Source organism: Gilliamella sp. B2887 (genome assembly GCF_026537015.1).
Lineage (GTDB): Bacteria > Pseudomonadota > Gammaproteobacteria > Enterobacterales > Orbaceae > Gilliamella.
The window spans coordinates 1-13,187 of the sequence record NZ_JAFNMX010000009.1 but is presented as its reverse complement, the minus strand read 5'-3'; the positions used below and the strand labels follow the sequence as shown (position 1 = coordinate 13,187).

General features: G+C 36.2%; 22 protein-coding genes and 1 tRNA gene. 3 read left to right on the top strand and 20 right to left on the bottom strand.

Annotated elements, in window-relative coordinates; genetic code table 11:
* Positions 1 to 62: 62 nt before the first annotated feature.
* From rep to J3U13_RS07990, 3 genes are all read left to right on the top strand, one after another.
* Positions 63 to 2,078 (top strand): DNA helicase Rep, encoded by a 2,016-nt coding sequence (gene rep / locus J3U13_RS08000; RefSeq protein WP_267341305.1) that lies wholly within the window; start codon positions 63 to 65, stop codon positions 2,076 to 2,078.
* 297 nt (positions 2,079 to 2,375) lie between these two features.
* A tRNA-Arg gene (locus tag J3U13_RS07995) sits at positions 2,376 to 2,452 on the top strand.
* 153 nt (positions 2,453 to 2,605) lie between these two features.
* Positions 2,606 to 3,781 carry a tyrosine-type recombinase/integrase gene (locus J3U13_RS07990; protein WP_416380238.1) on the top strand — a complete coding sequence of 392 codons (1,176 nt, stop codon included), beginning with the start codon at positions 2,606 to 2,608 and terminating at the stop codon, positions 3,779 to 3,781.
* Between the two features lie 206 nt (positions 3,782 to 3,987).
* Here the strand turns inward: J3U13_RS07990 and J3U13_RS07985 are convergent, their stop codons facing one another.
* The 20 genes from J3U13_RS07985 to J3U13_RS07900 form a co-directional block, all read right to left on the bottom strand.
* On the bottom strand, positions 3,988 to 4,605 hold the full coding sequence (locus J3U13_RS07985; protein WP_267341303.1) for an MT-A70 family methyltransferase: 618 nt from the start codon (positions 4,603 to 4,605) through the stop codon (positions 3,988 to 3,990).
* A 45-nt stretch (positions 4,606 to 4,650) separates the two neighbouring features.
* Positions 4,651 to 5,013 (bottom strand): hypothetical protein, encoded by a 363-nt coding sequence (locus J3U13_RS07980; RefSeq protein WP_267341302.1) that lies wholly within the window; start codon positions 5,011 to 5,013, stop codon positions 4,651 to 4,653.
* 8 nt (positions 5,014 to 5,021) lie between these two features.
* Positions 5,022 to 5,258: a hypothetical protein gene (locus tag J3U13_RS07975; protein ID WP_267341301.1), complete on the bottom strand. Its 237-nt coding sequence runs from the start codon at positions 5,256 to 5,258 to the stop codon at positions 5,022 to 5,024.
* A gap of 9 nt (positions 5,259 to 5,267) precedes the next feature.
* Entirely contained in the window at positions 5,268 to 5,627 is a 360-nt protein-coding gene (locus tag J3U13_RS07970; RefSeq protein WP_267341300.1) for a hypothetical protein, read from the bottom strand.
* Positions 5,628 to 5,659: 32 nt separating this feature from the next.
* Positions 5,660 to 5,896, bottom strand: coding sequence for a DUF3850 domain-containing protein (locus J3U13_RS11535; protein ID WP_416380656.1), 237 nt, complete (start codon positions 5,894 to 5,896; stop codon positions 5,660 to 5,662).
* 273 nt (positions 5,897 to 6,169) lie between these two features.
* Complete coding sequence (locus J3U13_RS07965) at positions 6,170 to 6,385, bottom strand: hypothetical protein (protein WP_267341299.1); 216 nt, start codon at positions 6,383 to 6,385, stop codon at positions 6,170 to 6,172.
* Positions 6,386 to 6,640: a Lar family restriction alleviation protein gene (locus J3U13_RS07960; protein ID WP_267341298.1), complete on the bottom strand. Its 255-nt coding sequence runs from the start codon at positions 6,638 to 6,640 to the stop codon at positions 6,386 to 6,388.
* Between the two features lie 140 nt (positions 6,641 to 6,780).
* Positions 6,781 to 7,554: a BRO family protein gene (locus tag J3U13_RS07955; protein WP_267341297.1), complete on the bottom strand. Its 774-nt coding sequence runs from the start codon at positions 7,552 to 7,554 to the stop codon at positions 6,781 to 6,783.
* Between the two features lie 485 nt (positions 7,555 to 8,039).
* A complete protein-coding gene (gene ssb / locus J3U13_RS07950; protein WP_267341296.1) occupies positions 8,040 to 8,489 on the bottom strand; it encodes a single-stranded DNA-binding protein in 450 nt (149 codons plus the stop codon).
* Positions 8,473 to 8,697, bottom strand: coding sequence for an HNH endonuclease (locus J3U13_RS11530; protein ID WP_416380572.1), 225 nt, complete (start codon positions 8,695 to 8,697; stop codon positions 8,473 to 8,475). The genes ssb and J3U13_RS11530 overlap by 17 nt, the downstream gene beginning before the upstream one ends.
* Before the next feature lie 286 nt (positions 8,698 to 8,983).
* Positions 8,984 to 9,256, bottom strand: coding sequence for a hypothetical protein (locus tag J3U13_RS07945; protein ID WP_267341295.1), 273 nt, complete (start codon positions 9,254 to 9,256; stop codon positions 8,984 to 8,986).
* Positions 9,219 to 9,464 carry a hypothetical protein gene (locus J3U13_RS07940; protein ID WP_267341294.1) on the bottom strand — a complete coding sequence of 82 codons (246 nt, stop codon included), beginning with the start codon at positions 9,462 to 9,464 and terminating at the stop codon, positions 9,219 to 9,221. The genes J3U13_RS07945 and J3U13_RS07940 overlap by 38 nt, the downstream gene beginning before the upstream one ends.
* A 2-nt stretch (positions 9,465 to 9,466) precedes the next feature.
* Positions 9,467 to 9,727, bottom strand: a complete 261-nt coding sequence (locus J3U13_RS07935) for a hypothetical protein (protein WP_267341293.1) — start codon at positions 9,725 to 9,727, stop codon at positions 9,467 to 9,469.
* A gap of 3 nt (positions 9,728 to 9,730) precedes the next feature.
* The gene (locus tag J3U13_RS07930; protein WP_267341292.1) at positions 9,731 to 10,120 is read right to left on the bottom strand and encodes a hypothetical protein; all 390 of its coding nucleotides are present in this window, start codon (positions 10,118 to 10,120) and stop codon (positions 9,731 to 9,733) included.
* Positions 10,113 to 10,295: a hypothetical protein gene (locus tag J3U13_RS07925; protein ID WP_267341291.1), complete on the bottom strand. Its 183-nt coding sequence runs from the start codon at positions 10,293 to 10,295 to the stop codon at positions 10,113 to 10,115. The genes J3U13_RS07930 and J3U13_RS07925 overlap by 8 nt, the downstream gene beginning before the upstream one ends.
* A 10-nt stretch (positions 10,296 to 10,305) precedes the next feature.
* On the bottom strand, positions 10,306 to 10,554 hold the full coding sequence (locus J3U13_RS07920) for a hypothetical protein (RefSeq protein ID WP_267341290.1): 249 nt from the start codon (positions 10,552 to 10,554) through the stop codon (positions 10,306 to 10,308).
* 170 nt (positions 10,555 to 10,724) lie between these two features.
* Positions 10,725 to 11,288 carry an Nmad5 family putative nucleotide modification protein gene (locus J3U13_RS07915; protein ID WP_267341289.1) on the bottom strand — a complete coding sequence of 188 codons (564 nt, stop codon included), beginning with the start codon at positions 11,286 to 11,288 and terminating at the stop codon, positions 10,725 to 10,727.
* Positions 11,289 to 11,325: 37 nt separating this feature from the next.
* Positions 11,326 to 11,937: a lambda exonuclease family protein gene (locus tag J3U13_RS07910; protein ID WP_267341288.1), complete on the bottom strand. Its 612-nt coding sequence runs from the start codon at positions 11,935 to 11,937 to the stop codon at positions 11,326 to 11,328.
* Positions 11,918 to 12,532 carry a DUF1071 domain-containing protein gene (locus J3U13_RS07905; RefSeq protein ID WP_267341286.1) on the bottom strand — a complete coding sequence of 205 codons (615 nt, stop codon included), beginning with the start codon at positions 12,530 to 12,532 and terminating at the stop codon, positions 11,918 to 11,920. Before J3U13_RS07905 ends, J3U13_RS07910 begins: the two co-directional genes overlap by 20 nt.
* Before the next feature lie 195 nt (positions 12,533 to 12,727).
* Positions 12,728 to 13,187: pentapeptide repeat-containing protein (locus tag J3U13_RS07900; protein ID WP_267341285.1), on the bottom strand; the 460-nt coding region annotated here is incomplete at its 5' end.

Here is a 13,187-nt window from a genome sequence, read left to right as displayed (position 1 = left end):
ATTGCACGCAGCTACTGTATCGTTATATACTAGCCGCCAATTTTCTTAATGGTTTATATTCTGTGCGTTTAAATTTAAGTCAACAAAAAGCGGTTGAATATGTTTCAGGTCCATGCCTTGTTCTTGCTGGTGCTGGATCTGGAAAAACTCGGGTTATTATTAATAAAATTGCCTATTTAATTCGGGTTAAAGAGTATTTACCAAGACATATTGTTGCAGTTACTTTTACCAATAAAGCTGCACGTGAAATGAAAGAACGTATCGCTCAGTCAATCAATAAACAAGAGGCAAGAGGACTAAAAATCTCCACCTTCCATACTTTAGGACTTGATATTGTTCGGAAAGAATATCAACATCTAGGAATCAAATCCAATTTTTCATTATTTGATGATCACGATCAAACGGCGTTACTGAAAGAATTGACTCAGAAATGGTTGGAAGGCGATAAAGATCTCATTAATCAACTACGCGCTACTATATCAAACTGGAAAAATGATATCGTTGATTCAACCATTGCTATGGCACGGGCTCAAACCAATAAAGAAAAGCTTTTTGCTCATTGCTACCAACTCTACGAAAAACAATTAAAAGCGTGTAGCATATTGGATTTTGATGATCTAATTTTATTACCAACTATATTATTAAAAAATAACGAAGAAGTCCGCGAAAAATGGCAAAATCGAATACGTTATTTGTTGGTAGATGAATACCAAGATACTAACACAAGTCAATATGAATTTATTAAGTTACTGGTTGGTGACAGAGCGAAATTTACAGTAGTCGGGGATGATGATCAATCTATTTATTCCTGGCGTGGTGCCCGTCCACAAAATTTAGTTTTACTTAACCAAGATTTTCCTAATTTAGAAGTCATCAAACTGGAACAAAATTATCGTTCATCTGGTCGTATATTAAAAGTGGCCAATATTTTAATCGAAAATAATCCTCACATTTTTGAAAAAAAGCTCTTTTCTGAACTGCATTATGGTGAAACATTACGTGTCCTATCTGCGGATAATGAAGAGTCTGAAGCTGAAAAAGTAGTAAATGATCTGATTGGACATCGTTTTGCTAACAACAGCCATTATGGTCAATATGCCATATTATATCGAGGTAATCATCAATCTCGCTTAATAGAGAAAATGCTAATGCAATATCGCATTCCATATCGAATCTCAGGGGGTACTTCATTTTTTGCGCGTATTGAAATTAAAGATCTTATGGCATATTTGCGTTTATTGACCAATCCAGATGATGATAATGCTTTTATCCGTATTATTAATACTCCAAAACGGGAAATCGGTCCGGTAACGATTCAAAAACTGGGTGAATGGGCAAATCATCGAGGTGTGAGTTTATATCAAGCAAGTCATGATATGGGCTTGAAGGAACTACTTTCGAGTAAACGGATGGAAACGTTGCTTACTTTTATTCATTGGTTTGATTCATTAATTGAAAAATCACATACAGATCCAATGGATACCATCCATGAACTATTACATGGCATTCATTACGAAAGTTGGATCTATGAAACCTCAGCATCGCCCACAGCAGGTCAGATGCGAATGCGTAACGTTGAACAATTAGTTACTTGGTTAAATGAAATGTTACAAGGTGATGATATTGACGAAAGTATGACCTTAGAACAAGCTGTAGCAAGATTTACTTTGCGTGATATGCTAGAGCGTAATGAAACCGAAGAAGGTCTGGATCAAGTACAGCTTATGACATTACACGCTTCGAAAGGTTTGGAATTTCCCTATGTTTATCTGATTGGCATGTCCGAAGGACTCTTACCGCATCAAACGAGTATCGACGAAGATAATATCGAAGAAGAACGTCGTCTTGCATATGTTGGTATAACCCGAGCACAGCGTGAGTTGACATTTTCATTTAGTCGCCAACGTAAACAGTTTGGTGAAACGGTATATGTTGAGCCAAGTCGATTCTTATTAGAATTACCCCAGGATGATTTAGCTTGGCACAATCAGACAAACGCGTTATCGCCTGAACAGAAAATGCAACAAGCTCAAAGTCGACTAGCAATGCTAAAAGCTCAAATAGCCAATGCGAAATAAGCGACTTCCATATCGGATAAAATAAGTAAGCAATAAAGTTATTTCACTCAGTTATAACTGAAATTTAAAGTGAAAAAGTTGAGGAAATGGGATATAGGTTGAAGACTAAAAATAAAAAATCCCCTTTTTTGTTAATTGTTAATATTAAATTTAACATCAAAAAATTTTTTATTAACAAGGTTATCTGGTTAAATTGATGATATTTTGTCTATCTAACTTAGTAAACCTCTAAAAAACGTTGACGGATCAAAAAAGCTTTATATAATACTCTACGCTAATTTAGTAAATCCAATCCGCGTCTCCTTAGCTCAGCTGGATAGAGCAACGGCCTTCTAAGCCGTAGGTCACAGGTTCGAATCCTGTAGGGGACGCCATTCCATCTACGACTCAATACGATTAGAACCTTATTTAGCCTGATATTTTAATGTTTTTTAATACGACCAGATACGATTGTATACGATTGACAACGACAATCTATTAACGGTATATTTACGGTATATTTTAATACCGCAACAAAAAATACCGTAATTATGCTAACTATAAAAGCCATTGATTCAGCAAAACCCAAAGATAAGCCCTATAAGTTGCCAGATTTTGAAAGCTTATATTTGTATATTACACCATCAGGGACTAAGTCATGGCGGTACGATTATCAGTTCAACGGTAAAAGGAAAACCTTAACGATTGGCAAATATCCTTATATTAGCTTGTCCGAGGCTCGCAATGAAAAAGAACTTGCTAGACAACTATTGGCTCACGGTAAAGACCCAAGCTTTGAACGCAAAAAAAGTGCTTTATTAGCTAATGTTGAAAGTGACAATACTTTTAAATCAATTGCAAGCGAATGGCATTCATCTAAAAAATTGACATGGTCAAAAAAATATGCAAATGAAATTATTAGTATATTTGAGCGCGATATTTACCCATTTATCGGTAACGAACCGATAAATAAAATCAAACCACTTGAGATGTTAACGGTATTAAAAGCTATTGAAAATCGTGGTGCTTTAGAAATAGCAAAAAAAGCGCGAATGCGATGCGGTGAAGTATTCCGATATGCAATTATTACGGGTAGGGCGGAGGTTAATCCAACCGCTGAACTATCAAGTGCAATGGCTAAAACTCAGTCAAAAAATTTCCCTTTTTTAGCTACCGATGCTGAAATGTCGGAATTTTTAAAGTCGCTTAAAGGGTACTCTGGCAATATATTAACACGGTATGCAACTATGCTTTTGATATATACCGTCCCGCGTACAATAGAACTTCTTACATTAAAATGGTCAAATATTAACTTTGAGCAGAAATTGGCAACGATTGATGAAGAAGTTGTTAAAAAAGATAGGGTACATTTGATACCTTTAGCTACTCAGGCGATAGACATATTAAAATTTTTACAGCCAATAACTGGACATGGTGAATTTGTTTTTCCGAATAGGAACCATCCATCAAAACCGATGTCGAATGGCGCAATCCTTCATGTTATTCGGCGATTAGGATTTGCTAACCGTGCAAGTGGGCACGGCTTTAGGCATCAGTTTTCGAGTATTTTAAATGAGCATGGCTTTAATCGTGATTGGATAGAGAAACAATTAAATCATGAGGAAGGAAGTGTGCGAGGTATTTATAACCACGCACAATATTTGGAGGGTAGGCGTGAGATGATGCAGTGGTATGCGGATTATATAGATGGTTTAACCGCATGATTGGTATTGTTCTTCTTTTTGAGATAGATATGCGTTGATAGTGGATAGCTTCCAGCGAGGATGCCTGCCGAGATATAAATCAGGGTTTGGAAACTTTCCCGCAGCTATCCATTTATCTAACGTAGTTTGATCTATCCCTCCCACATACGCGCATACTTGAGTTCTGCTATATCTGGGATCTTCAATTGTGTAATCTTTTGTCATTATTATTCTCCTAATTCAATATCATTTATGCATTCATTGCCCCACGCATCCCAACCGTTTACGTTCTGACGGGCAAACAATTCAACCCTCGGTACATTTCCGTATAATTGAACTATTCGGTCTCGTGCCTCCTGAGGTTTTGCGCTATGCGCCCCTATCGGGGCTAAAATTATCTGGCTAACTGATTTATTAATTCGTTGAATGCCTTTACCTCTAACAGCAATCAAACAATCCTCACTATTTGCACGAGTATAATTACCTAATCCAAATCTCAGCTGATCGTTAATTAAATTAAAAACGTCCTCAGAATTCATACAACCGTGTTTTTTTAGTTGTTTGGTTATGTTTTGATGATAGTTTTTATTTAATTTCACCCACGTGAATAGTTTCATGTTTTTCACTCGAAATACCCACGCTTCCGCTATTTCAATAGCATCTAAGGCAAACGCCGATGTATACCACATTGCCAATACTGAGTTATCGTTGGCTATTTTTGGTATCGGTAGTTTTTTTATTGATTGAGTTTTAAGGGTAGGATAGTGGTTTTTTGTGGCGGCTCGTGTTGATTGATTCGAATATTGCCACGGTGGATCGGCGTAAATTAGATTATATTTTTTCATAAATTAAATGCTCTATTTCAAAATTAGATAGTTTGCTATATTTAGTCATTTAAACCGTACCCCTGCTTTTGCTAGTTTTCTGCATTCGGTCAATAATTGTTGCCATGTCGCATTTAATTTTGGAATTTCTACTATTTCTCCATAACAACCTGATACCTGTATAGTAGTTCGCCTATTCCAATTTTTATGAAAATACCTAATTGCATCAAACAGTGCTAATGATGCTGATACGACATCCTCACATTCTCCATAATCTAAATAAAGCCTCCCAGTGGGCGCAAATGTAAAATATGCGTTCGTCCAGCAATCATCATATTCAAAATGATACTCTTGATATAATTTAGGAAACAGTTTGAGCAATAACTTCATGGCATGTTTGCTATTTTTCTTAATTTGACGAGGTTTCATTGATCACCTCAGTATTTATAACTTTTAATTTCATTGATTATTTTTAAGCATTCCTTGCAGGTAACTCCACCACGCTTAACTGATTTAAAGATGTAACTTGTGTCTCCTGCACCATCAGAACAAAAACCTAGCCCACATAAAGAACATGGGTCACCATTAACGGTGGTTAATAAGCACCATTCTCGTTCACTTTCGTCTATTTCAATTTGACCTTCCATGTGAGTAATCATCACCAATTTATTCACTTAATCACCTTATTTAACTGTTACTACTACGCCATTTTTTATTACCGCGCGCAAACCAATACATTTAACCGGTATAGTTCCGTCGCCAAGTTTCGTATAAAGTGGTAAAACTTCATCAATTATTTGTTGACCAATTTCGCTTAGATTAATTTCAAACATTCGTTCTAATACTCTGATAATTGCGTGTTCACTAACTATCAGCTTGTTACTGCTAGAAAGTTCATTGATTTTCGTTTGAGTTTCTAAAATTTCTGTTTTAAGCTGGTTGTAACGTTGCTGGCAGTCCGCCAATTCTGCCCTTATAACGTCCTGTTTGGATTTTAATTTTTTTAGCTGAGTTTGATATTTTTTTAATGTGTTACTGTTCACGTTCGTTCTCCGTTGCCGCTATCGCTCATTGCTCAGGTTAGATCCAAGTCAACTCGTGCAATGCTCAGCATTACATAACCGTTTTGTAAATATTTTTCATCATCTAAAATGTGGGTAACACAAACCTCGATATGTCTGCCACTGTAATCACCGTCCCACTCTCTCAGAGATAATATATCTCCAACCCTATAATTGCGGTCGTTGAAACGTATTTCGGATTTTTTGTCGCCACCCTCCACAGCCTTAAAATGTTTTGGTAATATTTTCAATTCGTGTGTTATTCGCGTGTTCCAAGCCCAAATAGCTTTCTTTTCAGAATCTTTTTCACTGCCTCTTGCGTTGCAGTTATAACAAACGACAGCATTGTAAATGCCCTGTTGTTCATCTGGAACAGCCTCATTGAATCTATAATTGCATTAAATGCTTTATTTGATAGTTTGTTTATTTCGCTAATATCTTCATCATATTGTGTTTGGGTTTCATGTTGGATTAATCTTAAATCCGGCTGAATAATGTCATGACCAAGATTATTTATAATCGCTTCAATGTTTGAGATTTGATTGTTTTTTGATTGCGTTAAATATTGTTGGCATGGTTTTTTGTTCAAGTTCATTTATTCTGTCTATTTCTGCAAAGTATTCATTTAAATATTCACCGTAAACATCCTCCCGCCTTAAAAGCGCAATATCGTTTAATGAGATATCATGCACAAAGTCATTTATGATAACTTCTATTTTATCTTCAATTTTTTCAATCATTTAATCACCTATACGCGTGTTCCATGCTTTAATTAACTCCTCTCTTGAGTTATAAATCATTGCTCCGAGAGTTACATCATTAAAATGTGAAATAGGACAATTTTCATTTTCAATGAAACTATGTGTTATGGCATAACTAAGCCCAGACCATGGATCAATCTCATAAGATTCATCATGCAAATTTCCCTCGCTATCACACACTGCTATACGAGCTTCGCCACCGCAAAACGGGCAGGGTTTTAATTGTTCAGTCATAATCATTTCCTTTAGATAATAGTAATCGCACACTAAATAATCAGCGTGAGAATTGATTTTAAATTAATAAGATAGGGTGGATATCAAACGAGTTATGAACAGATTCGGGGGATAAAGGGCTTAATGCCCTTTAAAAATATTTAGCAATGTCTAATTATTGGCAAAACATTGTTCCATTTATCGATAATATTTTTTGGCTGAATATGTGCTGTTTCCCGTTCAATTATTACTTTAGCACTATATAAAACTCGCTTGTATTCACGAGCCATAGAATGAAAATTGCCTCTAAAACCTGAGTCAATCATGCGCAATGCAGGCTCTATTAATTCTATTTGATATCGCATCCTTTCAGCGGCTTTATATAACCATGCTAAATCATACCAATCTTCGTCAGATAACCCGCTTCGAGAATGCACACCGCCTAACCACTTAATCGCCTCATCAAATTTAGAGGCAGGCAAATCTTGGTAGCGAGGGATTTTAAATTGTTCATAAAGCTTGGTGTAAATTGCTTGATAATGTTCACCTGTTCGGTAAGAACGTTCATTTACGGCTTGCTTGATTGCCTGTTGTTGCTCTGAATTGATAGTTAGCGAATATGAGCCAGTTTTGCGAATTGTTGGTAACACTTCATCAAATACCCAATTTTGGAATTCTACAGCTTCTTTTTTATTACTCCTAAAAATTACACGATATAAATTGGGTTCGTTAACAAACAATAATTCTTGATTACCGCCTTTTGTAGGGGTGTACATTTTATGTATACCCTTTTCTGAAAAGTTGAAACGGCTAGCATGAGCATTTTTTATATTCAAAATTTTGATAACATCGGTAAGACAAAATAAGGGTTCATTATTTAATAATTGGATACGAACATTTGAATGATGAAAATTGAATACTGATAAATTTGACATTTTTGTACCTCTTGTAATTTCTTAAGTTACCCACGAGTGTGGAGGTCAAGAGGTTAAGAAACCGACAAGAACGGCCGGACTTATTCCCATTTCTGGTGTTGTATTCGTCGCCCTCTCGACCATAGTCAAAAATAGTCTAGTCAAAATTAGGTACAAAAAAATCACACTAACGGGGCGATATATCCGTCTTGTCAAGGTTCTTAAGCCTCAAGAGTCAATATATCGCAATATGATATTTGAAGTCAACATTTTAAAAGATAGTAATTATGAAAAAGATTTAGTAGGTGATCGGGCTTCAACTACCGCTTTACGACGGCGAGACGTATTCTCCTTGCGAGTATTGTATTTCGTCTTCTCGACCCGATCATATATATGATCAAATACCTAAATAACAGGCATAAAAAAACCGCTAGGCTATCGGGTGCGGAAGTCCGCGTAAAGTTGTAATATTTACAACTATACAACCCGATAAAATCATTGTCAAATTAAAACGGAATGGAATCATCATCAAAATCTGTTGATGGCTCATTTTGCTGAATGGGGCGATTAATTGGTTGTTGTGATTGTTGCTGATTTGCATCATCACTGCGTGAACCTAGAATTTGTAAAGTTCCACCGATAGGATTAATTACTACTTCCGTCGTGTAACGATCTTGTCCTGATTGGTCTTGCCATTTTCGAGTTTGTAATTGACCAGAAACATATAATAAAAATCCCTTTTTTACATACTCACCTGTTATTTCGGCTAATTTCCCAAAAATAACCACTCTGTGATATTCGGCTTTTGATTTCTTTTCACCAGTATTTTTATCTTTCCATTCTTTATTTGTGGCAATTGTAATATTTGCTATTGCTTTTCCGTCACTTGTGTATCTGATTTCAGGGTCTTGAGTTGTGTAACCAACTAAAATCACCTGATTAACGCCTCTTGCCATTTTGTCTATCTCCTGTATGAATTTTTGCGTGTTCTGATGCTGATAAAATAATTAGATTGTTAGGATTGTTATTTAGTTTATTGCCATCGATGTGGTGAACGTGTTCGCCTTTAATTAATTTTCGATTATCCCATTGTGACTGGGATAGTTTTTTACTACGAAAAAACACATTTCCGCACAACAAACAATTCTTGATATTTGTCTTCATGTAAACCTCTATTTGCCATTTTCTTGCTCCAGTTGTTTAATTTGGTCATCAATAGAACGAATTTTGCTTTCAAGCTCGTCTATTTCATCATTTATAATTCCTTTAAGCTCATTAAGAGCATCAATTTTGTTGATAAAGACGTTTTCGTCATTTAAGCTACAATAACCATCTTCAAAATCAGCTTGATTACAGCTTTTTACTTCACCTGTAAAAACACATTTTTCGTCCTGATAAACATAATAAACCTCATCCCCAACTTTCAGTTTTTTCCATTCTTTAGGTGTAATTATAATCGCTTACCTTTATTCATATTTCTAATAAACCCCAAAACGCTTTTTGCATCACCATAACGTACCTTGCTTTTTAACATGAATTTATTTGTAGATGGGTAAAAACAGACTGTACCGTTTTCGGTTTTAAATAACACTGTTCCATTCAGGTCCAATCGATATTCAAATTCACATTGTTTAACGATAATCATGTTTTTATCGTAACGTTTTATTTTTTCCAGTTTTTTGTATTCATTCCATTCTCGGAATACCTCGCCCATATCCCCCATACGTGCACCTCCTAATCGGTTTCAATTCCAGATCATCATTATTTGAGTGCACGCTCTCTTTTATCTCACCCCAACAAATATCAATAAAATCATGGTTGTCATTTTGCGTGTATGAATCCAAACATTCTTGAGCATATGCCTTTGCCTCTTCTTCGGTATTGTGATATTCAATACCGTTGCCGTGGTGGTCATAACTAAAATATTTCATAATTATTCCTCAATCAGCTTTAATTTATAATCACACAGATATTCATATTCACCAGACGGGTCGGGGCGAACGTTTGTTTTTGTGGCAACCTCTTTAACTTCACCATAGCAAACCATTTCTACGAGATCATCCCAACTTTTACTATCATAAAATGATATGGATTCCTCCGCCCTCTCTCTGGCTTGTTTCTCTGTTTCGTGAAATTCAAGCCCCGCATTAGGGCTATAGCTAAAATATTTAAAATTATATTTTTCAATCATCATAATTTACTCACTTTCTATATGTATTCCAATGCTGTTTTTGCCCTTACCGAAAACCTCAGAAACAGTATTGATAATTAGTTTCATTGTTTCGTTAGTGACACCCTCAACACTAATCTCAGATATTGCGCCGTCAACTCTGGCATCATCTATATTTTTGTATACTGTTTTGTCGTACAGTTCGATTTTTCTCGTTAAAAACATATCAAATGGCATTTCATATAAACTAAACCACTTAATAACCTCATCACCCTCCCAGCAACACATCCAGTCACCGCCCTCACATTTGCTATCTATACAATAGTGATAGCCCTCAACGCATTTGATTTTTGCTATGGCAATGTCATTATAGTCTGGTGGCTCTGTTTTAGCATTACGCCAAGGAAATTCATCCATTAACCACCTCCAATTTTTCTTTCATTTCCTCGTAGGTTTCGTCAACATAATACGCTGACTCATCGTCAATTAAACGAATGAGAGAGCGATCGCCGTAACCCTCAACAGAATGAAACGCATTAACATTAACCAACCCTTTTTTGCCTTCGAGCGTTACCTCAATAAATTTAGCCATTTAAACCTCCTTAATCATTTGTGAATTCAGTTAAATCAGTTTCTGGTACCAGGTTAATACAAATAAAATCATCTATTAGGGTGGGTACGTAGTACCATGGACACATCACACCATCATCATTGAACGCATAATAATTGGCGCTATCAGCGATCTCTGTTCTGATTCCGTCATATAAAACTGGGTCAAATTGATTGAATTTTGGAATGGGTAAATCAACGTCATAAATCTTGTCTTCCCAGTATTCTACCTTTTTACTCATTGAATTAACCCCCTCAGTTATTAAAATGTCACTCTGTCGCCAACGGCGTGACTACCGTCATATGAAATTCAGAAAGACTTGCATATTTCAAATTAGTGCGCTCTCCCCCAAGGAAATAGGGGTCATGGCTAACAGCTAATTATCAGCGCATATATCAGACGCTATTTTATTTACTGTGAAATACCTAATTTTTCGTTTAGGTCTGCAATTTTAATGGCGGGTAAATTGGTTTTGATTGCATCAATCTCGATGCCGTCTAGGAAATTAACTGACTCAGTCCAAACCCTTTGTAATTTTTCGAGGGTTGTACAGCTATTGAGGATAGCCATAATTTCAGCTTGCAAGCACTGTATTTGTTTTTTTAATGAATCTTTTTCACTCTCTAACTGCAAAAATCTTTTTGTAAATTCATGCCCTGCTGAATAAGTTGGGTCTTCTTTAAGTTCAAAAAAAATAATATCTTTGGGGGCAAGTAGCGGACAATACATACCACCAAAATTACACCTAACATAGTCTCTTTTATAAAAATATCCGCCTTCAAATGGTAGTTTTTCTATACGTTCTCTTATTTCGAGAAATTCCTCAATTTCTTTGTTTGTTGCATTATCGTTATAAACATCAAGTGCCAATTTTAATAAATTTTTATTTACCTCTGCCAGCTCTTTATTTGCTGGCGATTGCTCAATTGCTTTTCTACAAATTTTCTCTTTAATTCTTTTTGTTAATCTGGTCATTTTTTCATTCCTTATATAAAAGTCGTCACTTGGACGGCTAAACTGCTTCTATTTGCTTAATCCGTTCATCAAGTTCTTGTAGAAATTTAATAACTTCCGCTTCGATTTCTTGGGCTAAATTTTCGTCATAATAAATTCGAACACATTTGTAACTTAAATTGTCGGGTAATCTATCGTCATAACTCACAAAATCACACCATTTCCGACCTGTACAAATCATTTGCCATTGCATTTGTAATATGTATTCTCGTTTGGGTTTCAGTGATTGAATGAATTCTAAATGTGTCCACGTATTAGGGCATTTTATTTCGATTAACCCGTCGTGATTTACTAATCCGTCGGGACTAGCTCCAGCATTTCCGATTGAGGGGTGGGGGATAAATCCTACTTCTTTTACTGTTGCATCAAATTGGTTTAGTATGTACATTTCCCTTGCAACTGGTTCTAATTCCGTACCTCGTTGCATGGCTGTGTTAGTAAATGATTCGGCTGGTGTTTCAGTTAATCGCTCACAAATCAGTTGAGCCATGTAATTTTGACGAGATGCAGAATGCCCGTTTTTTTTAGGTTTTGCCATTACGTCACTAATCCGACTAGCAGTGACTTTACCTAGACGCGCGGTAAACCATTCATTCGTTCGCTGTTCCATTTGCGTCTGCCATTTTTGCTATGTTGTCATAGATACGACGTTTTTCGTCTGCTCCGATAAGTTTTTGGTCTTCAATTAATAATGATTTCCAAAACTCACCCATAGCATCAACTCCCTTTTGTGCGGATTGTTCAACCGCTTTTATTAATGATTCACGTTTTTTGTTCAACTCATCCTCATTAATTTTTTGCGCCTGTTTTTCTTCTTCTGGTAAATCCTCGCCAGCGTAAATATAAAAACCTAGCCCAAACATTGATATAGCTTTGGTCAAACACCGCATTGTCGCCTTATTTATGTCTACTGAATTAGGATTTTTAATGGCGTGATTTTTGAAGTCCATAACAGGTAACCACATAAATCGAGTTGCTTCGTTCTTGTCTTCTTTTATTGTCAAAGTGACACTTACCGTCATAGAGCCATCCAACTCTGTTGTTGGAGGGTTAATTGTGTACGTAGATTGTGGATAGTGTTTCATTAATACACCCCAAGCCCAAGCCCACGACAAATATGTAAGACCGTTTTTCTTCTCTATTTTGTCGTTAACATTAATTGAGGACAGGGTGTCCCAGATTTTCTTTTCAAATGATTCTGCCATTTTCATATTCTCTCTAATTAGTTGCGATCTGTAGCATCCAATGAATCAACATAAACAACATGCCGATTGTTAGTACACATGTACAAAAAAGGGCGTAAATTCTTTCGCCCTCATTTAATTTATAATCATTTCTAAATCGGTCCATTTGATAAACATTACAGCCGACATGATCTATGGGTATTGTGTTCATTGTTTTCATTCCTCTTTTAACCAATCTGGACGCTCGCCCTTACCGCAATAAATATCAATGATATCAAGTAATCGCGGGTAAAATTGCAGAGCTTTTTTACCATCCATTTGGGCAATTTCTTTTTTTGAAAATTTGCGCCAATTATTTGCTGGGTGACATTCGTCTTCAACGCGGACGCAATCACCATTTGTTATTGATATGAAATAGGTTTCATCTAAAATAATGAATATTGATTTAGGCAAATTAGCACCGCTCAAATCAGCACCGCGCAAATCAGCACTGTCCAAATTAGCACTGCGCAAATTAGCATCGCGCAAATTAGCACCGCGCAAATCAGCACTGTCCAAATTAGCACTGCGCAAATTAGCATCGCGCAAATTAGCACCGCGCAAATCAGCACTGTCCAAATTAGCACTGCGCAAATTAGCATCGCGCAAATTAGCACCGCGCAAATCAGCACTGTCC